The sequence below is a fragment of the Mucilaginibacter sp. P4_C11 genome, assembly GCF_056402115.1.
Map to the genome: position 1 here is coordinate 172749 of NZ_JBFUIA010000009.1, position 25152 is coordinate 197900.

The 25152-nt window shown below is 42.4% G+C and carries 16 protein-coding genes and 1 tRNA gene; 11 read left to right on the top strand and 6 right to left on the bottom strand.

Annotated elements, in window-relative coordinates; translation table 11 throughout:
* Positions 1-371: 371 nt before the first annotated feature.
* The 5 genes from AC1DU2_RS10715 (at position 372) to AC1DU2_RS10735 (ending at position 9104) form a co-directional block, all read left to right on the top strand.
* Positions 372-1814 carry an arabinose isomerase gene (locus AC1DU2_RS10715; RefSeq protein ID WP_477384261.1) on the top strand — a complete coding sequence of 481 codons (1443 nt, stop codon included), beginning with the start codon at positions 372-374 and terminating at the stop codon, positions 1812-1814.
* A gap of 419 nt (positions 1815-2233) precedes the next feature.
* Positions 2234-2791, top strand: coding sequence for an RNA polymerase sigma factor (locus AC1DU2_RS10720; RefSeq protein WP_477384263.1), 558 nt, complete (start codon positions 2234-2236; stop codon positions 2789-2791).
* A gap of 165 nt (positions 2792-2956) precedes the next feature.
* Positions 2957-3949 carry a FecR family protein gene (locus AC1DU2_RS10725; RefSeq protein ID WP_477384265.1) on the top strand — a complete coding sequence of 331 codons (993 nt, stop codon included), beginning with the start codon at positions 2957-2959 and terminating at the stop codon, positions 3947-3949.
* 239 nt (positions 3950-4188) lie between these two features.
* Positions 4189-7551 carry a SusC/RagA family TonB-linked outer membrane protein gene (locus AC1DU2_RS10730; RefSeq protein WP_477384267.1) on the top strand — a complete coding sequence of 1121 codons (3363 nt, stop codon included), beginning with the start codon at positions 4189-4191 and terminating at the stop codon, positions 7549-7551.
* 11 nt (positions 7552-7562) lie between these two features.
* Positions 7563-9104, top strand: a complete 1542-nt coding sequence (locus tag AC1DU2_RS10735) for a RagB/SusD family nutrient uptake outer membrane protein (RefSeq protein ID WP_477384269.1) — start codon at positions 7563-7565, stop codon at positions 9102-9104.
* A gap of 161 nt (positions 9105-9265) precedes the next feature.
* Here AC1DU2_RS10735 and AC1DU2_RS10740 read toward each other — a convergent pair whose 3' ends face one another.
* The 3 genes from AC1DU2_RS10740 to AC1DU2_RS10750 all read right to left on the bottom strand — a co-directional run bounded on the left by AC1DU2_RS10740 (position 9266) and on the right by AC1DU2_RS10750 (position 11854).
* A complete protein-coding gene (locus AC1DU2_RS10740; RefSeq protein ID WP_477384271.1) occupies positions 9266-10813 on the bottom strand; it encodes an FAD-dependent monooxygenase in 1548 nt (515 codons plus the stop codon).
* 41 nt (positions 10814-10854) lie between these two features.
* Complete coding sequence (locus AC1DU2_RS10745; protein ID WP_477384273.1) at positions 10855-11673, bottom strand: helix-turn-helix domain-containing protein; 819 nt, start codon at positions 11671-11673, stop codon at positions 10855-10857.
* A gap of 107 nt (positions 11674-11780) precedes the next feature.
* Positions 11781-11854 (bottom strand) — tRNA-Met (locus AC1DU2_RS10750).
* Positions 11855-12016: 162 nt separating this feature from the next.
* Here AC1DU2_RS10750 and AC1DU2_RS10755 point away from each other — a divergent pair.
* From AC1DU2_RS10755 to AC1DU2_RS10765, 3 genes are all read left to right on the top strand, one after another.
* Entirely contained in the window at positions 12017-12397 is a 381-nt protein-coding gene (locus AC1DU2_RS10755; protein ID WP_090642033.1) for an START-like domain-containing protein, read from the top strand.
* A 109-nt stretch (positions 12398-12506) separates the two neighbouring features.
* Positions 12507-13925 carry an LptF/LptG family permease gene (locus tag AC1DU2_RS10760; protein WP_477353845.1) on the top strand — a complete coding sequence of 473 codons (1419 nt, stop codon included), beginning with the start codon at positions 12507-12509 and terminating at the stop codon, positions 13923-13925.
* Positions 13926-14052: 127 nt separating this feature from the next.
* Entirely contained in the window at positions 14053-15258 is a 1206-nt protein-coding gene (locus AC1DU2_RS10765) for a bifunctional 3,4-dihydroxy-2-butanone-4-phosphate synthase/GTP cyclohydrolase II (RefSeq protein ID WP_477384275.1), read from the top strand.
* 191 nt (positions 15259-15449) lie between these two features.
* Here the strand turns inward: AC1DU2_RS10765 and AC1DU2_RS10770 are convergent, their stop codons facing one another.
* Positions 15450-19856 (bottom strand): translocation/assembly module TamB domain-containing protein, encoded by a 4407-nt coding sequence (locus tag AC1DU2_RS10770; protein WP_477384277.1) that lies wholly within the window; start codon positions 19854-19856, stop codon positions 15450-15452.
* Between the two features lie 344 nt (positions 19857-20200).
* Here AC1DU2_RS10770 and tsaD point away from each other — a divergent pair, with 344 nt between their 5' ends.
* The 3 genes from tsaD to AC1DU2_RS10785 all read left to right on the top strand — a co-directional run bounded on the left by tsaD (position 20201) and on the right by AC1DU2_RS10785 (position 21925).
* Positions 20201-21202 carry a tRNA (adenosine(37)-N6)-threonylcarbamoyltransferase complex transferase subunit TsaD gene (tsaD, locus tag AC1DU2_RS10775; RefSeq protein WP_477353851.1) on the top strand — a complete coding sequence of 334 codons (1002 nt, stop codon included), beginning with the start codon at positions 20201-20203 and terminating at the stop codon, positions 21200-21202.
* Between the two features lie 89 nt (positions 21203-21291).
* Positions 21292-21462: a hypothetical protein gene (locus tag AC1DU2_RS10780; RefSeq protein ID WP_177183727.1), complete on the top strand. Its 171-nt coding sequence runs from the start codon at positions 21292-21294 to the stop codon at positions 21460-21462.
* 67 nt (positions 21463-21529) lie between these two features.
* A complete protein-coding gene (locus AC1DU2_RS10785) occupies positions 21530-21925 on the top strand; it encodes a contact-dependent growth inhibition system immunity protein (RefSeq protein WP_477384279.1) in 396 nt (131 codons plus the stop codon).
* A 15-nt stretch (positions 21926-21940) separates the two neighbouring features.
* Here the strand turns inward: AC1DU2_RS10785 and AC1DU2_RS10790 are convergent, their stop codons facing one another.
* Positions 21941-22528 (bottom strand): glycoside hydrolase family 19 protein, encoded by a 588-nt coding sequence (locus AC1DU2_RS10790; protein ID WP_477384281.1) that lies wholly within the window; start codon positions 22526-22528, stop codon positions 21941-21943.
* A gap of 227 nt (positions 22529-22755) precedes the next feature.
* Complete coding sequence (locus AC1DU2_RS10795) at positions 22756-25047, bottom strand: IPT/TIG domain-containing protein (protein ID WP_477384283.1); 2292 nt, start codon at positions 25045-25047, stop codon at positions 22756-22758.
* Between the last annotated feature and the right edge of the window lie 105 nt (positions 25048-25152).

A 25152-nucleotide genomic window follows, 5' to 3' on the forward strand; every position in this document is an offset into this window, starting at 1 on the left:
CTATAAAGTGGACTTGAGGCATACCGCCGGTTTATATGATGTGATAAAATTATCAAGATTTTTATTACATCATCCTTAAATGACAGAAATGGTATATTAAATATCAAAATGTACATAAGCGCCTGTTTTGTTGCCGGCGTAGGGATGGGGGAGTCAAAAACTATATAACAATTATCAAATTATATATTTCCCGGCATCCCAAATCAGATACATTTGAATGCCAGTTAATATCAACCTTGCCCGAAACATAAAAAAACGGTAATTAATAAAATTTCAGGGCATGTCATAACATAACGTGCAGAGTTGGCGATGACTTGTTACTCACAACTAATCGGACTTAAGCTAAAAATATATAGTAAAAAATAAAAAGGATGACTGATAAAAATTACAAACCTGCACTTAAGGTTGGCTTGTTCGGTATAGGCTTGCAGGCATATTGGGAACAATTTGAAGGGCTTGAAAAACGCCTTGCGGGTTACGTTGATTTGGTGGCCGGCAAACTAAACGGCTATGGTGCCGAAATTGTAAACCTTGGCTTGGTAGATACCCCTGAAAAAGCATTTGAATCGGGCAGTCGTTTTCGGCGCGAGGAAGTAGATTTGATATTTTTATATGTTACCACTTATGCCCTATCATCTACAGTGCTTCCTGTTGTAAGCAAGGTTAAAGTGCCGGTTATTGTACTGAACCTGGCCCCCGAGGCAGCCATTGATTATTCGACATTTAACCAAATGAACAACCGGACCGCCATGACGGGCGAGTGGCTTGCCTTTTGTTCGGCTTGCCCGGTGCCCGAAATTGCCAACGTATTCAGGCGGTCAAATATCCCTTTTTACCAGGTTACCGGCATGTTGAACAACGATCCCGGTGTGTGGGATGAGGTAGAGGAATGGATAGCAGCTGCTAAAGTTGCCCATATGATGTACTACAACAGGATGGGGGTAATGGGTAATTATTATAGCGGTATGCTGGATATTTACGCAAACCTTACCCTGCAATGTGCAACGTTTGGTGGCCACATTGAAGTTATCGAGGTTGACGAGTTGTCTGGTTTAAGGCCGGGAGTTACCGAACAGGAGACAAAGGAAAAAATAGAAGAGTTTTACAATAGGTTTGATGTACAGGCAGATTGCCCTGCCAGTGAAATAAGCCGGGCCGCCGTAACCGCGGTAGCACTTGACAAACTGGTTGAAAAGCACAGGCTGGGGTCGGTGGCTTATTACCACAAAGGTACAGGCAACGCGCAAAATGAAGATACCATGAGTTCGGTTATCCTGGGAACATCATTGCTTACGGCAAGTGGTATTCCGGTGGCCGGCGAATATGAAATAAAAAATGCGCAGGCCATGAAGATTATGGACTGTTTTGGAGCAGGCGGGTCATTTACGGAATATTATGCCATGGATTTTACCGATGATGTGGTATTAATGGGGCACGATGGCCCTTGCCACCCGGCGATTGCTGAAGGCAGGATAAAAGTGAAGCCCTTGCAGGTTTATCATGGCAAGGTTGGCAGCGGATTATCCGTGGAGATGTCGGTAAAGCATGGCCCTGTTACCTTATTATCTGTTATTGAAACTGTTGACGGGAAGGTGCAGTTACTTATTGCCGAGGCCGAATCTGTTGTCGGCCCAATACTGGAAATTGGTAACACTAACAGCCGCTATAAATTTCCAATTGGGGCCAGGGGATTTGTTGAGGCCTGGAACTCGCATGGCCCTGCACACCATTGTGCCGTTGGCAAAGGGCATATCGCTTCAAAAATTGAAAAATTAGCAAAACTGCTCAACATAAAGGCGGTTAAAGTGTGCTGATGGGTATATTATAACAGCCAATCTCTTATCCAATAAGTCAATAAGGTTGTGCTGTATTTGGCTGTTGGCCAGTATGATATAATTGACTCTTTTTAGGTTGCCCGTGTAATGTAAAAAATTTTTGAGGCTTTGCTGTGTAATGAGGTGAGCAAGACAGTATAGGACGGTTGTATGCGTGCAGGTATTAATTTTGTGATTGCAACACTATTTTTAAAATAGCTTCCTTCGGCTTTTTTGATTAACGTTTTGCATTGTTGAGTAAAGAAATTACAAGTCCGAATCTTTAATTACTCAACAAATGCCGTAGCAATTAACCAATTATTGATCCAGCTTAAATTGTTATTTCAATCACATAGCCTTATGTTATTTGAACTGCCGGTTTAAAGGATAAACTTTTTATTGAACCAGATACCTATTTTATGCTTAATAAAGATTGTATTCTTTGTTCGGATGATCAGTTACTGAAATTATTGCAGGAAGATAATAGGGGGGCGTTTGACCTTATTTATAAGCGATACTGGGAACCTCTTTTTATATATGTTGCAAAAGTTGTAAAAGACAATGACGAAGCCAAAGATATTGTGCAGGAAGTATTTGTTTCGCTCTGGTTTCGCAGAATGCATTTGAATGATATCAATTCTTTAAGGGCTTATTTATTTACCGCCGCCAGGTACAAAGGTTTAACGTATATAAAAGATAATATCTCCAAAAACAAATATTTAGAATCACTTAAATTGTTTTTTGACCTGGAATGTGATTCAATTGTAAAGCAAGTTGAGGCCAACGAGTTAAGCTTATTTGTTGATAGCGAAATTGCTAAACTTCCTCAAAAAATGAGAGATGTTTTTATTTTAAGCAGGAAGGAACACCTCTCGCATAAATTGATTTCAGAAAAACTAATGATTTCTGATAAAACGGTAAAAAAGCAAATCAATAATGTTTTAAAGCATTTTAGATTAAAGCTGGCGGAAAAATAGCTGGTTTAGCCCCCCCCCCACTGTTACTTCTAATTAGGCCGAACGGCCTTTAGTAAATTCATTTCCTAGATTTTATTTTATTGAATTTCAGCTGCTTGTGATTTATTTCATATTTTATCTACTACCAACCACGCATATTTAAGACTTAACCTTAGAACCACAGAGATGACCAGCAAAGAAGCAGAAAAGCTATTAAAACATTACAACGACGGTACCATTACGCCCGAAGAAAAATTCAGGCTGGAGGCATGGTACGAGATGCTTGCAGAGTCGGGTGATTTTGAATGGAATGCAGACGAAAAAGAATTGATAAGCAGCGAGCTGAAAAACGCTATTGATGCCCGGATAGACAAACCCGCCAGGCACATGATCAATTTCAAATCGGTGCTGGTAGCTGCTTCTATGTTGTTGTTTTTAGGCCTGGGCTGGTTTACAATAAAGCACCTGGATGAAGTAAAAAACAAGCTAAGCCCCGAGGTTTATACCGAAACCTATGCCCCGGCCGGCCAAAAAGTAACGCTTACGCTCAGCGACAATTCGACTGTTATTTTGAGTGGCGGTAGCCGCATAAAATATCCTGAAACTTTTAACGGCAAAACCCGTGAGGTTGAATTGATGGAAGGCGAGGCCTACTTTGACATTTACCACGATAAGCATAAACCTTTTATTGTTGATGTAGCCGGTACGCAGATAAACGTGTTGGGAACTGCTTTTAATGTACGTGCCTATAAATTTTTGAAAAATGTTCAAATAACAGTAGTGCGTGGTAAGGTATCTGTGCGCGGGCTTGCCAGCCTGAAATACGAAAAAGCAAAGCAGGTTGTTCTGTTGCCTAATGAACAGGTCACCATTGGTAAAGTAAACGGCGACATAGCGAAAAGGCTTATCAATGCAACGGATTTTACCGGCTGGATTCAGGGCAAATACAAATTTGACGATGAAACATTGGGCAACGTTGCAGGTATGCTTGAATCCTACTTTAAAGTGAAGATGCATTTCTCTGCCGAGAGCCTGAAAAATATTCGTTTTAGTTCGGAGTTTGACAGCAAAGACACGCTGGAGGACCTGCTTTTTTCAATTTGTGAGGCTAATAAACTGACCTACAAAATAAACAAACAAGACATTTTATTAAGTACCAAACCAATAAATAACAAATAAACCGATTATTAAAACTTAAAACGAGAAGCAATATGGGATAAAATTACAAACCAGCGCAAAAAAAAACCGGTGCGAACTAGAATTCACACCGATTGAATTAATTGAAAAAATCAGCTCAGTAACGCCAATCACTCACTGATTTTCAATGCGAATTAGTAAACATTTAAATATTCACTTAATCACATTTCAAAGGTATGGAAAAATATACCAACTACCTCTTGCCGTTAATTTTACGCGTCATGAAATTTACATTCTATATGGTCATGGTTGTTATTTCGGGAACCCAATTACTTTGGGCGAACAATTCATCCGGACAAATATTAGAAAAAACCAGGATAGACATTGCGGCCGATAACAAAAGCCTGAAGTCTATTTTAAAGGATATTGAGGGTAAAACCGATATCCGTTTTACTTACAATGAAAGCCTGATAAAACAATATCAGCATCTAAGTATAAGCGAGGCAGGCCAGTCGGTGGCTTTAATTCTGAAAAATATTTTTGATAACACCGACCTGTCTTACATCGAAAAGAAAAACAAGGTAATTATTGTAGAAAGGCGAAAGCCGGAACCTCTTTTATTGGATGGTACGGAAAACGAGGCTGCAACAATAACGGTTAAAGGAAAAGTAAGCGACGATAAGGGAGAAAGCCTGCCCGGGGTGAGCGTGCGGGTTAAGGGCACAACAGTAGGTGCTACCACCAATACGTCAGGCGATTATATGATTAAATTGGTAGATACAACCAGGGCAGTACTTGTGTTTTCATACATAGGTTTTGAAACCAGGGAGGTACCTGTAAGCGGGCGCACAGTTATTAATGTTAGCCTGGCAGCATCTTCAAGTAGTTTAAAAGAAGTAATTGTGGTAAGCTACGGAACGCAGAGTAAGCGTGAAGTCACCGGCGCCATCAGCCAGCTTAATACTTCGGAGGTTAAAGACTTACCTGTAGCCAACATCGGTCAAAAATTACAGGGCAAATTTGCAGGTGTACAAATAAATCAGAACGACGGCCAGCCTGGTGTAGAAATGTCGTTCCGTATCCGCGGTGCTGCATCTATCGGCGCTGGTAACAATCCGCTGATTGTTATTGACGGGTTTCCGACAGAAAGCGGGCTTCAAGCCTTGAGCCCTGACGAAGTGGAAAGTATCACCGTTTTAAAAGATGCTTCTGCTTCCTCATTATATGGTTCGCGGGCAGCTAATGGCGTTATACTTGTTACCACTAAACAAGCTAAGAACGGAAAGCAAAATATTGAGTTCAGTACTTATAATGGCGTACAAACGGTATCTAAAAGGGGCCGGCCGGATTTAATGAATGCGCCCGAATTTGCTGAATTTAAGAAGGAGTATTACGAAGATGCTGCGAAGTATGAAGGCTATACCGGTGGTGTACCTGCTCAATATCAAAATCCTTCGCAATACAAGCCAACCGATGGCACCAATTGGTTTGATGTTTTGTTGAGAAATGCCCGGACACAGAATTATAATTTGTCCCTTTCTACCGGCACAGCAAATTTAAAATCTCTGGTAAACCTTAACTACAACAGGCAAGACGGAGTAATGCTTAATCAATGGGCCGAAAGAGTTACCGCAAGGTCAAATAACATATATACGGCATCCAGCAGGTTAACTTTGGGGCTTAATCTTGGTGTTACTTACCGCAACCAAAATATCACCCCTAATTTGGGCCAGGGGCGTAATATTATCCAGGTTGCCTACCTTACAGATCCAACGCTTAATTATAAAAATGCAGATGGAACTTATCCCATTGGTTTTGCGCCTCCGGGTATGTTTCAAACTCCCAACTATTACAATGTTTTAAATCAAACGGTAAACCTGTATAAAAGGCTATCTCTTATCGGGAATGCGTACGCTACGGTTAAACTTACCGACGATTTGAAATATAAAATTAGCATTAATGTTAATGGGGAAAATGGTATTAATCGTGGATTTAGCCCATCAACAATACGTGGCGGGGTTCAGCCGGCTACTTCAGCATCAGCCTATTATAACACCAATAATTTTTTATCATGGCTTGCCGAAAATACCTTAACCTATACAAAAACAATTAACAACAAGCACAATATTGAGGCTTTTGTTGGATATACTGCCCAAAAAACCAGTTATGAAAGCAGTGGCATATCGGCAACAGATTTTCCGGATGATAATATTCAATGGCTGAATGTAGCTGCAACAAAAACTGCTAACCCGGGTGTGGATGCCTATGATTTTACCATTCTCTCGTACATAGGCAGGTTAAACTATAATTACGAAAATAAATACTTGCTTTCCCTCGCATTCAGAAGAGATGGTTCATCAAGGTTTGGGACGAACACCAAGTACGGTAACTTCCCTTCCGTTTCGGTAGGCTGGGTTGTTTCTGACGAAGATTTCATGAAATCATTCAAAAATATCGACCTCCTGAAACTAAGAGGCAGCTATGGAAAAGTGGGTAATAATAATATAGGGAACTACACTTACCTGTCTGGCGTTGATCAACGTAATTATGTTTTCAATAACCAGGTTACTTCCGGAAGTTCACTCAATGGTATTGGTAATAATAACCTAACCTGGGAAACAACAGCCGGGTATGATATCGGTTTAGACCTTGGTCTTTTTGGCAACAGGGTTTTATTGACGTATGATTATTACTGGAAGAAAACAGACGGGTTATTATATCAAATTGATATTCCTTCACAATCTGGCTTTAACAGTGTTACTTCAAACATTGGCCGGTTTGATTTTTGGGGTCATGAAATTAGTATAGAAACAAAGAATTCGGTAGGCAAAATTAAATGGAATACCACCTTTAATATTTCTTTCGACCGCAATATTGTTAAACAGCTTGGCACCAGCAATGCACCTATTGGCGGCTACCAGGAATATTGGGATGATAACCGCACCGCGGTAGGCCAACCTATAGGGATGTTTTACGGGTATATAAATACCGGCGTGTACATGACCCAGCATGAGTTTGATACACAGCCGCATGATGCGGCAGCTACGGTTGGTACCGCAAGATTTGCAGATGTAAGCGGTCCCGACGGAAAGCCGGATGGCATTATTGATTACCACGACAGAACCTGGATAGGTAACCCCAACCCTAAGTTTTCTTACGGGATGACCAATAGTTTTGGCTACAAGAATTTTGATGCAAGTATAGTGGTAGCTGGTACGGTTGGTAACGACATTGCCGACGATGCCTTTCAATCTACCGAAAACCTGGATGGCGTTTTTAATGTAAGAAAAGGCGTGGCTAACAGGTGGAGATCAGAAGCTAATCCGGGGGACGGAATCTACCCGAGGACAAAATCCGGTACAACGGTCGATTTCCGCAACTTTACTACAAGGCAGGTTTTCAGCGGTACGTACCTGATGGCAAAAAATATAACAGTTGGGTACACTTTCCCCATAAAGCACAACTCCGTTATCAGAAGTGCAAGAATATATTTTAGTGCGCAAAATGCATTCACGTTTACAAAATATCCAGGAATGAACCCTGAAATAAGTCTCTATGGTTTAGATGGCCTTCATCAGGGGCGCGATTTTACAGCATTCCCCATTGCAAAAACTTATTCAGTAGGAGCAAACCTTAACTTTTAAAAATAAACAACATGAAAAATAGGTTATTATATATCATTGTCATGACAATGGTTTTATCATCTTGTAAAAAAGATTTTTTAAACCAGTTGCCTCCAACATATTTGAGTTCTGCCTCGTTTTTTAAAAATAAGACCCAGTTTGATCAGGCGTTAACAGGTGCCTATACATCGCTGCGGGCAGTAGTACACGAAGGCATTTATATGGACGAAATGCGTTCTGATAACGCTTTTTTTACAAGGTATTCTGCCAACAGGGGATTAGAAAGCTTAGAAGTACTGGCGCTGTTTTTGGATGATGCCAATTCCAGCGCAACGCCCAATTCACAAGGAAACAGGTATGCAGATAATTATACAGGAATTGCCAGGGTTAACACCATTTTAACCAGGTTGGCATCATCTACCTTGTCACAACCCGAAAAAGACCAGATTTCTGGCGAGGCCTTATTTCTGCGGGCCTTTTATTATTTCGACCTGGTGCAGCACTATGGCGGGGTACCTTTACAGTTGAAGGAGTTAACTTCTGTAGACGAGGCATTTCAACCAAGAAATACGGCTGACGAAGTGTATAAACAAATCATAGCAGACCTTAAGGCCGCTATTCCTGTACTGCCCGTAGCTGCCAAATTTCCGCAGTCTGGCAGGGCATCTAAAGGCGCCGCCAAAATGTTATTGGCTTACGCATACATGTCGCAGCCAACCAAAGATTTTGCAAGTGCTGAAACAGAATTACGAGACATTACCCAGATGAACTATACCCTGCTACCTAAATATGCTGACGTATTTGATCCGGTTAATAAAAACAATTCCGAATCGATATTTGAAGTGCAGTATAAATCGGATCTGATTAGTGGCCAGCAAAGCAATTTTGCCTGGATTTTTATGCCTAAAACAACTAATTCGGAGTTTCTGACAGGCTACCATGGAGGTTCGATGGATATTTCCAGTGGTTGGAATGTGCCAACAAAGGAAATGGTGGATTCGTACGAGCCCGGTGACTTAAGGTTGCCTGCATCCGTTGCCGTTGTTGAAGGGAAAATTAGCGGGGTAGAAGATTTTACAGCTACCGGCCTAAAAAGCCCCGTTGGTTTTACCCCTACACCAGGGTTAACCTACTTTTATATGATAAAAAAATATTTCCATCCTCCATATATAACAGATTTTAACACGCCCGATGATTGGCCGGTATTTAGGTATTCAGGAGCACTTTTGTTATTGGCAGAATGTTTGGTAAATGAAAATAAAAGTGCACAGGCATTACCGTATTTAAACAAGGTACGACAAAGAGCCGGGTTGCCGGATCTGGCGCAGGCAACTGCGGCCAATGTAGCCGATGAAACCCGCCATGAATTAGCGTTTGAAAATCACCGTTGGGCAGATTTAATCCGTATCGGAAAAGCCATCGAGGTATCTAACGCAAAAGGGGTACGTTTAAAAGCATTGTATGGATGGATATTACCAGCCGCTTTCAACGTAACACAAAACAAACTGATTTTTCCAATTCCGTTCCGCGAACTGCAGATAAACAACAAACTGACCCAAAACCCGGGGTATTGATTTTTACTATGCTATAACGGCATCCCAAACAGGTAAACAAGTGTGCTTAAATGCTTTGTTTACCTGTTTGGGTTGTTATGCCTTTGTATTTAACCTGGTGTTGAATAAACTATTACTAAATTTAGTAAATGAACGGGTGTCTTCGCTGCCAGAACCCCCGTTTAATTACCGGCAAACCAACGCGCGACAGCCTTTCGAAGTTCGCTGTAATCCGGGTTGGTCGCGCAAGCCCAGGCGATAATGCCATCCGGGCGTATCAGCGCAGCGCTTACACCTAATCGCTCTTTTGTGCTACCTGAAATGTATTTCATCTGGTAACTATATTCACTCGCTAAAGTTTTAAGTGAAATGTTGGCATCAAAATCCAACAGTATCCCCAGGCCATCGTGCATAAGCTCGCCAATTCTCATACCATTCCCCAGCTCAAAGTTGGGAACGCTGTAGCCTGTCAGGGCGTGGTGGCCGTCAAGATCATAGTGGGTAAAAACGCCCCACACGCGTCCTGCAAAATAGGTGGCGCCATCACGCGTATTCATCAAGTCGCGCATAATTGCTTGCAGCGCGCGGGCTCCCGGATTTGGTTTCATGATTGCAACTTGCGCTCGTGACCAATCCAAAACCTGTGCGCCAATTGGGTGCCGTTCAGTATAATAACTGTCCAGCAGGCCATCCGGCGCTTCCTGCCGGATGGTTACAGCAAGCTTCCAGCCCAGGTTCATGGCATCGCCCAGCCCAAGGTTAAGTCCCTGGCCACCTAATGGTGAATGAATGTGTGCGGCATCTCCGGCTAATAACACACGTCCGTTGCGGTAGGTAGTGGCTTGCCGTGCCCGGTCAGTCCAGGTGGTTGCTATCTGCAGGGTATTGATGGTAACGTCGGTATCCGAAATACGGCGTAACACCTCCTGCACGTGTTCACGGGTAATTGGCTTTTCTGAGCTATGAAATGCCCCGCTGTCAAAATCCTGCATCATGAGGTAGCCTGGCTGCGATTGCAGGTACATGCCTCCTGGTGTCACGTTTCGGCCCGGGTTTAGCTTCTCAGGATCGGCAATGTCAACCCGGGTAGTGTAGCCGGTAAATTCAGGTTCGGTGCCCGCGAATTCAAAACCGCCCAACTTGCGAACAACGCTACGGCTTCCATCACAACCTACCAGCCATTTACTCTGAAAAGATTGCTCGCCAGACTGAACGGTTACCCCCTCCGCTGTTTGATGAAAGTTAGTAACGGCAAGCCCGCGCTTGATTTCTACGCCAAGAGTCTCGGCGCGACGGGCCAGCACGGTTTCAAGCTCCGCCATTTCAGAAATCAAGCTGGTGTCGGTTGAGCCGGGCAGGCGATTCGTAAACTGAGTGGTGTCAATATCGCCTTCATGAAACGGAATGCCGGCAAAGTGCCCCACCTGTCGCCGTAACCCTTGCCCGGCATTTTGATGGGGATTTTTAAGACGCTTGTGTACCTCAAGTTGTTGTAGCAACCCGCGCCGGTACAGCGCTTCGATAGTAGGTGCTGAGAGGCCCCGGATCCCGAAGGGTAGTTGTTTTAGTGGCGAGTGCGGGTTCTCCACTTTTTCCAACATCAGTACCGAACATTTGGCCAGGGCCAGTTCACAGGCCAGGAACAGGCCTACAGGCCCGGCGCCCGAAATGATCACATCGTAGACGGAGTTATTTTGTGCAGATTTATCGCTTTTAAGTGTAACTTTCATATGGAATGATTTGATACACAAAATTCAGTAATGCTCCTGTCTCAGGCTTGTACAAACGCGACAAAATCGTTACCTGCAGGCGGCTTCCCTTGCTTGGCTTTTCGAGCGAATGCTGCAGGTGTAGTGCCGCTATACCGTTTAAACTCGCGGCTTAAGTGAGATTGATCTGTATAGCCCAGTTCGTGGGCTAAGCCCGCAAGGTTGATTTCCGGATAAAGCCACAACTGGTTACGTACCTGCTCAAAACGCATTAAACCCGATACATCTTTAACCGTGTGGCCAGACGATTGCTTGAAGTTGCGCTCCAACGTACGAACGGTGGCGTGTGCTGCCGACGCAACCTGGCTTACAGGCATGGTACCCCTTGCTTTGCGCATAGCAACTCCTGCTTTAAATAGCATACTGTTGGTTTCAACATCCAACCGGGCATTCATGAAATACCGTTTTACGCAGGCCAGTGCTTCATCTATCCTGCCGGCTTCCATGCCGTTTTTTAGTGTGAGGTGAAGCTGGGCTATAGGATGCTCAAATATGCGCACACCACCTTTCCCCGCAGGCAGCCCAAGTAAATCGAACACCGTCCAGGGAAAGCACCTGATGCCAATAATTTCCAAACGGTTTTTTGCGTAAAAAACAACAGGCTGGTTGAGCAGTCCCATCATAAACGGCGATGGCAATGGTAGCATGCCCTCATTCTGGGCAATGCTGCAACCGCTCCCGAAGTGAAAAATAATTTCGGCATAGCCATCGGGTTGTACTTCAAAATCAGATAGCTGTTCCCCGAAGTCTCTGCTGTTGTACCAAAAACATTTTATGGAATCTTGTAGCTCTTCGGGAGGCGCAAATTCTTGGTGCTGCATATTTTCAACGATATGTAATATAAATCTGGCTGAAGGTTTGGGGAAATAAAAATGCAAACGGTGGTATACAATAAAAGCCCCTTTTTCAAGGGGCTTTCTGTTATTAGTAGCGGGGAGCAGGATCGAACTGCCGACCTTAGGGTTATGAATCCTACGCTCTAACCATCTGAGCTACCCCGCCGTTTTTAATTTAATCCTCTTTTTATATGGTTGGTAAAAAGAGTAGCTATGTTTATAAAACAATGTGCTTCCTTAAAAAGGTTTGCAAATATAGCAGAAATTCGTTTTCTTTAGAAAAAATGTTAACATTTACTGCATAACCTGTTTTCAAGTATAAACCCCGATGTCCGAAAAAAAGAAATTTACTATTGAGTATGAGATAAAATCATCTCCAAGAATACTGTTCACTTTCCTAAATGAGCCTAACGGGTTAGCACAATGGTTTGCCGATGATGTAAATGTTCGTGACCAGGTTTTTACTTTTACCTGGGACGATGAGCCGCAAAAAGCAAAACTTATTTTAGTTAAAGAAAATAAGCTGGTTAGGTTCAAATGGCTTGAGGATGAGCCGCAATGCTATTTTGAAATGGAGATTTTGCAAGACGAACTTACCAACGATGTTGCCCTGAGCATCACCGATTTTGCAACGGAAGACCAGATTCCCGAACGAAAACTGATATGGGATAACCAGATTGATTACCTCATAAGCGTACTGGGGGCGTAAGGCCAATTTAATTTTAGCTAATTTTGTATTACCAAACGCTAATTTTGCGTTAATGAAAATTAACCTGCACCGTTGCGCGTTTTTTATCCTGTAAATACAAATTGCCCCGATGAAAAAGATCCACCTTTTACTGCTTAAGTCATTTATAAGGCCTTTTGTAAGCACGCTTTTCATCGTAATGTTTGTGTTGCTGATGCTGTTTTTGTTTAAATACATCGACGACCTTATAGGCAAAGGCTTTGCCTGGTATATTATCCTGGAGTTGATGATGTACAACTCGGCAACCAATGTGGCCATGGCGCTGCCGTTATCGGTATTACTATCAACCATTATGACTTATGGTGCCCTTGGCGAAAATTATGAACTGGTAGCCATTAAAGCTGCCGGCATTTCGCTACGCAGGGCAATGTATCCCATGATCATTGTTGTATCCATATTAAGTATCGCGGCCTTTTTCTTTTCGGATTATATGCTGCCGATAGCTAACCTGAAATACTATTCCCTTTTATATGATGCCCGAAAGCAGAAATCGGCCGATTTACTGCCCGAAATGATATTCAGTTCCAGCTTTCCAGGCTACACCATCCGTGTAACAAAAAAAGATCCCGACGGGCAAAGGCTTTATGGTATTATTATTTATAAAAAAAACGACGAAACCAATAACACCGAAGTAACCATGGCCCGCGAGGGTACTATGTTCCGTACCATGGGCGATAAGTACCTGGTGCTAAAACTCAAGGAAGGTGTAAACTATGTGGAATCAAAAAGCGACGGCGCTAATTATGATCTGCGGCAACGCTTTACCCGTTTCCGGTTTAAAGAGATGGAGCAAAAATTTTCGCTGGATGGCTTTAAAATTAGCCGTACCGATGAAAATGAGTTTAAATCCGCATCGCAAATGATGAATTTGCGGCAACTTAAATTTTTTGTTGATTCGAGTCAAAAGGCTACGGATGCTGCTGTTGTATTAAATTATAAACTTATTACGCCGTACATCAAGTATTTTAATTTGCCGGCTAAGTCAAAAGTAAAATATATTGCTGCCGATAAAGATGTGTTGAAAAGCATGAAAATTGCAGATCAGCAGATGGCTTTATCAAGCGCTGCATCTGAGGTGCGGTCGGTAAAGGATTTTTTGAAAAATCGCGCCGATAAGTATAATAACGATGCGTCTACCATCCGCCGGTACGACTCGGAAGTGCAAAAGAAATATACTTTATCAGCCGCCTGTATAGCATTGTTTTTAATAGGTGCGCCGCTTGGCGCCATTATTCGTAAAGGGGGGCTGGGGCTGCCTGTGGTAATTTCGGTGATATTTTTCCTCATCTATTACATTATATCAACCATAGGCGAAAAATCTGTAAAGGCAGGTAACGTTAATACTGTATTTGGTATGTGGGTGGCCATTATTGTGCTAACGCCCATCGGGCTTTTCCTTTCCTATAAAGCCGCTACCGATTCAGTGATATTTGACATGGAGGCCTACAAAAGATATTTTAATAAAATCTTTAAACGTAAGGAAGCCTGATACGGCAAACGCCTTCAAAATCATTTTACATAGCACCGACCAGAATCATTTTAATATAGTTTAAATTTGTTTAAACTTTAATACATCATGGCAGCCTTTTAGGTTTGCCATACGTAATACCCACATAATGTTAAATACAATACAAGAAGCTATAGACGATATACGGTCAGGTAAAATGATCATTGTGGTTGATGATGAGGACAGGGAAAATGAAGGTGATTTTTTAACTGCAGCCCGCAACGCCACCCCCGAAGCAATAAATTTTATGGTACGCTATGGCCGCGGCCTGGTTTGCGCGCCTATTACTGTAGATAGAGCCCGCGAACTTGAACTGGAGCCGATGGTGAGCCATAATACCACCTCGCACGAAACTAATTTTACGGTTTCTGTTGATTTACTGGGACACGGCTGCACAACCGGCATATCGGCCACCGACCGTTCAAAAACAACCTTGGCATTAATTGATCCGGCCACTAAGCCCGAAGATTTAGGGAGGCCAGGTCACATATTCCCGCTTATTGCCAAAGATGGAGGCGTTTTGCGCCGCTCGGGCCATACCGAAGCGGCTATTGATTTGGCTGTTTTGGCCGGTTTTGAACCAGCTGGAGTTATATGTGAGATCATGAAAGAAGACGGCGACATGGCCCGCCTGCCCGACCTGCTGGTTATGGCAAAAGAGTTTAACCTGAAAATTGTATCTATCAAAGACCTGATAGCTTACCGCTTAAACGCCGAGACACTGGTTAAAAAAGAAGTATCGGTGAAAATGCCTACCGAGTGGGGCGATTTTGAAATGATAGCCTACACCCAACTGGATACCGGGGAAAATCATTTGGCTTTGGTAAAAGGCACCTGGGAGCCCGGTGAGCCAATTTTAACCCGGGTGCATAGTTCATGCGTTACCGGCGATATTTTTGGATCGTGCCGTTGCGATTGCGGCCCACAGCTGCACAAAGCAATGGAAATGATAAGCAAGGAAGGAAAGGGCGTAGTTGTTTACATGAACCAGGAGGGCCGCGGAATAGGCCTTATCAACAAGTTAAAAGCATACCACTTGCAGGAAAACGGTTATGATACCGTTGAAGCAAACGTTAAACTGGGCTTTAAAATGGATCAGCGTGATTACGGCGTTGGAGCGCAGATATTGCGCAGCCTTGGAATTTCGAAAATGAGGCTGATGACCAACAATCCCAAAAAACGCGCAGGCTTGATTGGCTACGGCCTGGAGGTTATTGAAAACGTACCTATCGAAATAGCGTCAAACCCACATAATGAATTATACCTGCGTACCAAACGCGACAAAATGGATCATGCGATTATGCGCGACCATTAAGCTGTTAGATGTGCAGATTACAGATGTGCAGATATGCAGATTTTAAATGTGCAGATGCAGGGAAATCAGATTATAAAAAAGCAGGTTGATTAATGTCAGCCTGCTTTTTTTGTATTAGATAGGGCAGTTTTCAATAGCCTTGAAGTATGTTCATCTGCACATTTGAAATCTGAAATTTGCACATCAATAAACTAATCATCGTCGTCCGGTTTGGTAACAATAGGATTGGGGTTTGTTACCGGTAATGGTGTTACCGGGGCCTGGGCGCGCTTGCCGCTTCCGAAAAGGTTACGGATAAACTCGCGGAAGGTGTCAAAATCCCGCTGATAAACCAAGCCCAATCCGTTCACATACTGCGGCAGCAACTGGTTATTTAAATTGTTTAGGGTGGTACTGTTTAAAATCCGGTACGAGTACCTGGCAGTTAAGTTGCCATCTTTCCTGATGCGGTACAAGGCCTCAAAATCTTTGTTAATGGAGTTAAAGCTTTGATTGAAAAGGGTAGTGTTATTGTTGTTAAATAAATCGTTTGAGGCTGTGTTGGTAAACAAACTTCCGTTAAACGAAAGCCTGTCGTTAAAAAAGCGCAACGAGGCGCTGGCCTCATTAAAGGATCGGATGTTTAAATCAAAGTTTTTAATGTTTGATTGTGCTATCAGGTTGTTTAGTTTATTAAAAGCAAATTCGGTAACGGCATCGCCTGCGGTGCTTATAACCTGGTTGGTTAAACTGTTGTTGCTGCCCGACGAAAACTGCCTGCGCACAATGATGCTTAATGCCTGCTGGCTGCGGTTGTTATTGTCTGATAAATAAGTAGCCACGTCATCCTTTACCGAAGGATCGGTTGGGAAGTTAAAGTCGAAGTCGATAACCGGTAATAACAACGATTTGGTCAGGATCAACTCGGCCTGTACCAATACCTGCTTATTGCCCTGCGGCGATTGCAGGCCCGCGGCGGTATACAACGGCGAACGATCTGTACGTACCTCATATAGCGCTTTCAGGTTTATTTCGGCGTTTGCCGGGTTGCCTGTCCACCTGATGGTACCGCCCTGGCTTACCGTAAAGTTTTTACTGATAAAGTTTTTAGCCGTAAATTCAAATTTGCCCGTGGTTATTAAAAAGTCGCCATACATTTCAAAATCGCCCAGGCTGTTAATATTCAGCTTTAGGTTATTGGCTACCCCGCTGCCTTCCAGCAAGCCATAATCTGTTGCTATCCTTACCACGGTCTTTTCGTCGGCGGTTAAATCAAAATTAAGGGTTACGCCATTAAATGCGCGCTCTTTGGCTACAACTTTGGCGGTATCGCTATGGCTTACAAATTTTATAAAATCATAATCGCTTGCTGTTGATGAGGTGTTAAGCGGGATATTGAAAATTGTGCCTGCCTCGGTGCGCGCAGTTATATCAATTTTCATGTTATCAACCGGGCCTTTGAAACTAAAATTCCCGGTACCGTAAGCGGTGCCGTAATACACGTGGTTGTCTTTAAACGTAGTATTCAGCGCCAGCAGGTTTTTTGCAACCAGGTCAACCTCAATATCCGGGTTAGATGGATTGTTTAAATCTATCGTTCCATTAGCCGTGCCCGTGCCGCCTTTTTTATCTTTTAGCACCATGTTGTCTACCTTGATAACGCTATTGGTTACGTTTACTTTGGTATTAACGGTATAAGCTGTTTTTAAATAATTAACGGTTACGCCTGTGTTTACCAGGGTAACATCTCCATTCAGTTGCGGTTTTGATAATGGCCCCGTCAGCTTCAGGTTGGTGGATATGTTGCCCTTAATATCTGATACAAGGTCTTTGATAAAGGGTTCAAAAATGATAGCCTCTGTTTGGTTCATTTTTACATCAAAGTCAAGGTTGTTTTCTGCATCTTTTCCAAAGGCGTATATCCCTGATAGGTTCATGGTTTCAAGGCCGCGGTTAACAATATTTAATTTCACGTCGGCCTGCTTGCGGTCGTTATCCAGTGTTGATACCAATTTTACATTACCAATAAGCGTTTTGTTCATGGTAAGCGAATCGATAGATAGTTTTGCGTCAACACCGGGATCTGCAGTAATGGCGGTCATGTTTACATCGCCATTAAGGTAGCCCTTTAAAAATATGCCCGATGTTTTGGTAAGCTGGTTAAGCGTGCGCATATTAAATTGTTCAAACGAGAGCTTTAATACATCAGTAGGATTATCAGATATAAAGCCGTTTATCCTAACCTTTTGTGTTCCATTTGATAACTCAAAGCCTGTTACCTGGGTTTTGCCATTAAGCAGGCGGATGCGTACCTGGTCTTGTATTTTCCATTTTTCGTGCTCCAGGATCACATCCGAGGGTAATAGTTTCAATTTGGCGGTAGTGTCTTTACCAAATTCAACCAGGCCGTAAAGATCCAGCTGGTTTACCGCATTTTTATCGGATAGCTTAACGTTAAAGTTTAAACTATCATTTTTAAGAAAGTTGGTTATGTTAATATCCTTTATAAAGAGGCTGTCGGTTAGGTCAACCTTTTTTAGCGAAACGTTAAGTCCCAGCAAATTGTCGGATGTGCTTTCATCAATAATAAAATCATGAAAAACTATTTTGCCGTATTTAAACGTTTTGATATAGCCCGATAGCGTAGCCGTTTTGTTATTGGAATCGAAATGGCCGGTAAAATTCCCCTGATCTGGTATTTTTAATTCGGGTAAAAATATCGATGTAAGCGGATCGAGTTTTTTGATGGTCAGGTTAAAATCAAACTCTTCTGGCTTGGGTGGTACAATAGTAGTTTGTAACGAGGGGATATACTTTTTAACAATGGTTTTAAAATACGATGGCAGGGTAGCAAGGTCAAAACTGCCTTTAATATTGGCATCGGCAAAGTCAGATTTAAGGGCTATCTCCCTGGCATTACCGCTGCCATTGGCCGATAGGTAAAGCGAGTCGGCCTGGTAATTATTGCGTGGGTCAACAATCTTTATCGGCGATAGCAAAATATTACCCTGTAAGTTTTTGAGATCATCGCCGCTGAACGTAGTTTTTAGCTGTGTACTAAGGGTGATGGTATCTTTTATCAGTTTTAAGGCGTTTAGTTTGGCATCCTTAATAGTGGCTGCCAAATCATAAGCGGGCAGCTGGCCATTTAAGTTTACCTTACCTTTCAGGTCGAGCTTTATGTTTTTATCGTTAATAGTGATATGCCCGCCAGCAAGTTTTTTTATAAACGAGCCATTGATGGTAAGGTTATTATAAGTGTAATTATTAAAATCGATGTATTTGATTTTGGCATCGCCTTTTTCGCTCAGGGTTTTCAGGTCGTCGCCGCTGCCTTTTATGTTTGATGTAAACGTGGTGCGGCCCAGGCTGCTTTCATCAAGCAGGGTGCCCAGGTCAAAATTAAAGGCATCCAGTTTACCGCTGTAACTGGGGCTACCCTTTTTATCAATCTTTAAATTAATATCCGAATCAAAACGGCCAAGCTTGGTTTTAAAAATACCATAGGCCACAAAATCGTTTTGCAAGCCGCTAAACCTGCCCGTGAAATTGATGTTGCCAAACTTGTTGATAATATCGGGAACTTTTAGGTTGGGCTGGCCCGAGAAATGACTGATGAGATAATCGATATCTTTTTTGTTGGATGCTATCTGGTCAAACCGCAATTCCAGGAAGGTGTTATTCCAATCGGGCAAGCCTCTTAAATTAAAGTCGCCTTTTATAAAGGTAGCCTGGCCACTGGTTATGGTAACCCCCTTTGATTTTAAATTACTAACCGGCCCGTGGGCCCGGCCATCTAAACCAAGATCAAAGCTTACTTTTTCGAGCCCGCTGGTAAAGTAGGCGATGTCTGCCGATGATACCCGCGACGATTTAAAATCGCCATCCATATAAACCTTCGTGTTCAACTCGTTAAAATCGCTAAACGATTTGAATTTCATCCTGAAATAATCTTTCAGATCAGAATGCCCGGTTTTTAAATGGAGGTTTTGTGCCAGTATCTGGTTAGTATCTATAGTGATATTTGAGGTTAAATTTTTAACGTAAAACCCGCTTTTTTCTACAAGGGTTAGCTTTTGCACATTGCCCTTAAAAAGGTGGTTTTTGATATCCATGTTTAAAACCACCGTGCTAAAATGTTTTACATCAATATCGTCAAAATTAACCTGGGCCATTGCGGTATCAATCAGCTGGTTTTTATACCGGAAGTGGAAGTTGTTAATGGTAATCTTATCAAAATTCAGCGTCCATGGCTTGCTGGTGGTTTTTGCAGTATCGCCCGAGTTAAAATAATTGATAATAAAATCGAGGTTGGTGGTACTGTCCTTTTGCTTTTTCAGGTAAAACGAGCCGTTATCAAGCTCGATGGCCGAAAAAGTGATAAGCCGTTGTTTGATGCTGTTAAAAATAGAGAATCCATTGATATCTACCGCCAGCTTAGGGGTATTCAGCAGCGTATCGTTCTTTTTATCCAGTACATATAGGCCTTCAATAACTACGGTGCTAAACGGCCTTATATAAAGGCTTTTTATGCTTACGGTAGTACGCAACTCGTCCGACAAATATTTGGTCGCTTTTTTAGCGGCCCATGTTTGTACGGGTTTATATTGAAAAGCCAATAAAAGTATGCTCAGTGTCAATAATATCAACAACACCAGCCCGAATACTATTTTGAGTGCTTTTTTAATAACTTTGCCTTTTATAATTAGTGAATTACTGAATTATTGATTTAGTGAATTTTTTGCCGCCCTCATTTACAATTTAACTAAATGGCAGTTTGGTAAATATTCTTCAAATCGTTAATTCAATAATTCAGTAATTCGATAATTAAAAACGTGAATTACTGAGTTATTGATTTATTGAATTTTCCTGCCATTCCATTTACAATTTAATGCAATGATAGTTTGTCAAAAAAAACATAAATCATTAATTCACTAATTCAATAAATCAATAATTTAAAACTGTGCCTGTAATATTAGGAATTGAATCTTCTTGCGATGACACGTCTGCCTCTGTTTGCGTTGATGGGGTTATCCTGAGCAATGTTATTGCTAACCAAAGCATTCACGAGGCATATGGTGGCGTTGTCCCCGAGCTTGCCTCAAGGGTACATCAGCAAAATATTGTTCCTGCCGTTCAACAAGCACTATTGAACGCAAAAGTAAACAAAAATGATATTGATGCGGTAGCTTTTACCCGCGGGCCGGGCCTTTTAGGCTCATTATTAGTTGGTGTATCGTTCGCCAAGGCATTTGCGCTTGCTCAAAACGCGCCATTGGTCGAAATTAATCACATGCAGGCCCATATCCTGGCCCATTTTATTGGCGATCATAAGCCCGTGTTTCCGTTTTTATGCCTTACCGTATCGGGTGGGCACACGCAAATAGTTTTGGTGAAAGATTATTTTGAGATGGAAATTATTGGCCAAACACTGGATGATGCAGCGGGCGAGGCAATGGATAAAACCAGTAAGATATTGGGCTTACCTTATCCGGGTGGCCCGCTTATAGATAAATATGCGCGGCAGGGTAACCCGGATGCTTACAAGTTCCCCGAGCCGCAGATCGCAGGCTTTGATTTTAGTTTTAGCGGATTAAAAACGTCGATATTGTATTTTATTCGCGATAACGTGGCTAAGAACCCCGATTTTATCAGCGAAAATATGGACGATATTTGCGCCTCGGTTGAAAAACGGATAGCAACTATATTGCTAAATAAATTTGAAAAGGCCGCAAAACAGTATGGCATTAAACAATTGGCTTTGGCCGGCGGTGTATCGGCCAATACAGGTTTAAGATTGGGCCTGCAAGCGCTTTGCGAAAAAAATGGCTGGGAAAGCTTTATTCCGGCTATGCAGTATTGTACAGATAACGCCGCCATGATTGCAATTGCCGGTTACTATAAATATTTAAAAGGTGAATTTGTAGGGCAGGAAATTGCACCTATGGCAAGGATGATTTTTTAGGCCCCCTAACCCCCTGAAGGGGGAACAAGAGGGCATTAACTTTATTAATAATTTAAAACTCCCCCTTTAGGGGGGGCGGGGGGCTTCTTATGAACATTCCATCATTAATATTCTGGGCAGTTTTTGTGCTGCCGCTGGTTGCATTTTTAGTATGGCTAATGCGCCAGGATAAAAAAAAAGGCGTTACCGGGCTTATTGTATTGGCAATTACCGTTATCGGCGGTATTATTTACATGTACGTTAAAACGGGGGGCAAATAATTAGGTGAATGGTTAATTGGGTGAGTGGTTGATTAAGTTAATGGCTTACACATGTTGATTTCATTTAATGAAACTGGAAAATAATTGGCGCTACAAGTCACTACAAAACCTGGAAAAGATAGCCGTTGAAGATCCGGCAACGGCGCCAACACAACTTGTACGACGTTGCCTGGAACTATTAAAGGTCCCGCTAAATGAATTTACTACCGAGGATCTGCGTTTAATGATAGGGCAGGAGATTAGCTTGCCATATCTTGTACCGCTGGCCATCGAAAAACTTACTGATGACCTTTTTGCCGGGGGCGATTACTACCCCGGCGATTTATTAGCGGTTGTGCTAAAAATCAAAGCTGCTTTTTGGCAGGATAATCAACAATTATATCGTGCCGTGGCAGCTTTGACAGCCGGCAGACACAAGGAAATTCAGGAAGCCGGAATTTCCCTGGGATCTTTCGCCGCCTAAACTCCTTTGGTTATTTTAAACCGGCGCAGTTAATCCTTTATGAAAAGTTTGAGCATACCCCGCAATGGTTGCGGCCTGGTCAAGGCCGTTAATTATTTTGCGGGCGTTTACCCAGTCGGTTAAGTCGGCTGTAAAATATTTGCCAAGACCCTTGCCCGTAAATAGCCCGCCAACCATCCCTTTAACCATGATGTTTGCAGCTATAGTTGGATCTAAGGCCAGTTCTGGATTTCCGAGCAGGTCAGCATGCAATAAATGGCCCATACTCTCATAATTCTCATACCAGGTTAGCTGTACGTAGCCCCTGCCATAATATAATTTATCGGGTGTGGTATAGGGTACCCGGTGACCAGAGCCAGCCCCCATTTTTAATTTTTTTCCATAGTCATGGCCTGCGCCCTTGCCAAATTCGGCTATCGGCTGCATTTTTTTGGCGCATTCATGAAACACTGTAGCCAGCATATACGCTGTTTTGCGGTTATCGGTTATGCCAGCTGCTGCAATAACGGTTAAAATAGTTTCGATGCCATCAATCTGGCTTTGAGAGAAATGTCCGCCAAACAATGGGCGGATGGTGTCGTAAAATGCTTTGCTTCCTGGCATAGTAGTGTAAGTTTAGGTATGTTAATGATTGAGCCGATGTTACCCGGATACAAAGATTTGCGCAATATCTTTGTGTAAGGCGTTGGATGTTAGTCAAATATAACGATTTAGGAACGAAGTAGCAAATCTTTTTATGGATTTTAAAATAGTGCTACCGGGAGTATCCGGAGATAAAAAAACGGCTATGCTGTTATAAAGCGTAGCCGTTTTTTTGAAATTTAAATTATCTATCGGGTAGCCCTGAATATCTTATTGGAACCGGTGTTGGTATACGCGCTGATGTAATAATAAGATGGAGTGATTACGATGCCTCCTAAAGTATATCCCGTTGGTATAGTGTATTTTGTAAATGTATCACCATTATTTAAGGATAGATTAAGGTAAGCAGTTCCGTAGGCTACAATATCTCCGGCTGTTTTTATTACTCTGCATGCTTCGCTGCCTATGTCTTCCCATGTTGCGCCCTGGTTTACAGAGCGGTATACGCGGGTGCTGCCAAGGCTTTGTCCCGAGCCTTTATAGCTAAAGGAACAAAATACGTTGTATGACGATGTTGTTAAAAAATCGCGCTCGCCCAGGTTATAATTGTAAATACCTGTTACGCCGCTGGTTTCTCGCCAGGTGCGGCCCTGGTCCATCGACTGGTAAAAAATTTTTTCTTCTTTCGAAGTAAAGTTCTTGCTGTTATCAACGGCAAACATGTACTTTTCATTCGCAAAACTGCTGATGTAATTGAGCGTTCCCGGACCGGAAATATCGGCGCTTGACCAGGTTGAGCCGCCATCCGGGGACTTATAAACCTTTTTACCTGCCAACAAAGTAATTTTATCCTGGTTAACAGTAATTCCCGTAAAACTCCTGTTGGGCGATGTAGCATCCGGAACTATTTTTACCCAGTTAGTACCATTTGTAGATTTTGCAATGCCCAGGCTTGTGGTAACGTAGTAGTTGTTGTTATCGGCTTTGATAATGTTGATAGATGGTTTTTGCCCCTGGGCAAACGGTAAATTATTATAAACGTCGGTATATGATTTGCCGTCTGCACTAAAATACAGGTAACTCTGTTGCGGGCCCCCGGTAATAAGCACACTGCCTCCTGTACTTACCATCTGATTACTTTGCTGCAAATTGACTGATGTGAAAACCTCTGTCCAGGCCAGCGAAGTTTTTGGCGGGTTTACGGTAAAAATTAATGCTTCATTGGCACTGTTCCCATCAACACTTAAAATTATCTTTCCGGTAGTAGCGCTGGCCGGGACTTTAACAGTAAGCTTAGTTGCGGTAGCCGTTAGTACCGATGCACGGACTCCATTAATGAAAACAATATTTGTGGCCGGAGTGGTACTAAAGTTGGTACCAGTAAAAGTGATAACATCGCCCGGGTTGCCCTGCGCGGGCGATATGCTTTGCAAAACGGGTTTGTTAGTATAAGTAAACACAGGGCCTGTAATGGTTTTGCGGGCATGATTAACATTTACAGTTATTGTGCCTGTTGACCCGCTTGCCGGTACCCGTACTGTTAATTTTGTACTGGTAGCGGTTAACATTATGCCGATAGCTGTTTTAAAAAACACTGTGTTTTCTGCCAATACTGTACTGAAATTTGTACCGGTAATGGTTACAGTATCGTTTGTTTTTCCGCTCGCGGGGCTAATTCCGGTTATTGTTGCCGGTAATAAATACGTGAATACAGGGCCGGTTACAGCAGTGCCGTTCTTTATGCTGACTACAATGCTTCCCGTGCTTGCCGCGGCGGGCGCGATAACAACCAGTTGGGTAGTTGTTGCCGAGCCCACAACTGCCTTAGTGCCATTAAAGCTAACCTCGTTATCGGTTTTTACTGCACTAAAATTTGTACCGGTAATTCTAATTGTATCTAAAGCAAATCCTTTTTGCGGACTAATACTTTCGATAGTTGGCTTATCACTTACAGGTGTGGGGTCAACTATATCAGTTTTTGGTTTAATATTGGCCTGGAAATTAGTAAGATCGAATGAGCCTGATGAATTAAACGAACGGCCCTTGGCGTCGGTAAACTTAATATCCCACTTAACAGTTGCTGTACCATTACTTTTTATAATAACAGTGATTGTGCCCGATACCGCGTAGTAAGTGTTGCCATCTTTAATGTACTGGACATAGGTTTGGACAGGCGGTGTGGTTACTACCGCATTAATCTTTAAGTGAGAATTACCCGGATTGAAAGATGTTCCGGCTTTTTTGCTTAACTCAATGGTGCCATCTTTGAAATCGTTTATAAAAAATACAATCTTATTTCCTGTTGTATTTAACCGGCCTGTAGCTTTCAGTGCTTTTACGTCATCTCCATCCGTACTATAATAAGTTGAGGTAATAGCCGCGGCATCCAGGTTATAATCGGTGCTGTCTATTTTTGCTGTAAGCGAGGGTTTGGTAATTGGCGAAGGATCCGATGAATCGTTTTTGCCTTTCGAGCATGAATAACCTACAATTAGCAATAATACTAATGCAGTTGATTCAGATAGATTTTTTAACGACATGTTCATTATGATGATAAGGAATAGAGTTATTGTTGCATTTTTTAATTTAAACCTAAAATAACCGGATAAGGTTAACCATAATTTCGTTAATAGTAATAACGGTGT

Bases quoted from the DNA above. Each gene is read 5' to 3' on its own strand.
- AC1DU2_RS10715 (WP_477384261.1), top strand. From the start codon at position 372: ATGACTGATAAAAATTACAAACCTGCACTTAAGGTTGGCTTGTTCGGT.
- AC1DU2_RS10740 (WP_477384271.1), bottom strand. From the start codon at position 10,813: ATGAAAGTTACACTTAAAAGCGATAAATCTGCACAAAATAACTCCGTC.
- AC1DU2_RS10735 (WP_477384269.1), top strand. From the start codon at position 7,563: ATGAAAAATAGGTTATTATATATCATTGTCATGACAATGGTTTTATCA.
- AC1DU2_RS10745 (WP_477384273.1), bottom strand. From the start codon at position 11,673: ATGCAGCACCAAGAATTTGCGCCTCCCGAAGAGCTACAAGATTCCATA.
- AC1DU2_RS10790 (WP_477384281.1), bottom strand. From the start codon at position 22,528: ATGCCAGGAAGCAAAGCATTTTACGACACCATCCGCCCATTGTTTGGC.
- AC1DU2_RS10730 (WP_477384267.1), top strand. From the start codon at position 4,189: ATGAAATTTACATTCTATATGGTCATGGTTGTTATTTCGGGAACCCAA.
- AC1DU2_RS10760 (WP_477353845.1), top strand. From the start codon at position 12,507: ATGAAAAAGATCCACCTTTTACTGCTTAAGTCATTTATAAGGCCTTTT.
- AC1DU2_RS10795 (WP_477384283.1), bottom strand. From the start codon at position 25,047: ATGTCGTTAAAAAATCTATCTGAATCAACTGCATTAGTATTATTGCTA.
- AC1DU2_RS10720 (WP_477384263.1), top strand. From the start codon at position 2,234: ATGCTTAATAAAGATTGTATTCTTTGTTCGGATGATCAGTTACTGAAA.
- AC1DU2_RS10785 (WP_477384279.1), top strand. From the start codon at position 21,530: ATGAAACTGGAAAATAATTGGCGCTACAAGTCACTACAAAACCTGGAA.
- AC1DU2_RS10765 (WP_477384275.1), top strand. From the start codon at position 14,053: ATGTTAAATACAATACAAGAAGCTATAGACGATATACGGTCAGGTAAA.
- AC1DU2_RS10780 (WP_177183727.1), top strand. From the start codon at position 21,292: ATGAACATTCCATCATTAATATTCTGGGCAGTTTTTGTGCTGCCGCTG.
- AC1DU2_RS10725 (WP_477384265.1), top strand. From the start codon at position 2,957: ATGACCAGCAAAGAAGCAGAAAAGCTATTAAAACATTACAACGACGGT.
- AC1DU2_RS10755 (WP_090642033.1), top strand. From the start codon at position 12,017: ATGTCCGAAAAAAAGAAATTTACTATTGAGTATGAGATAAAATCATCT.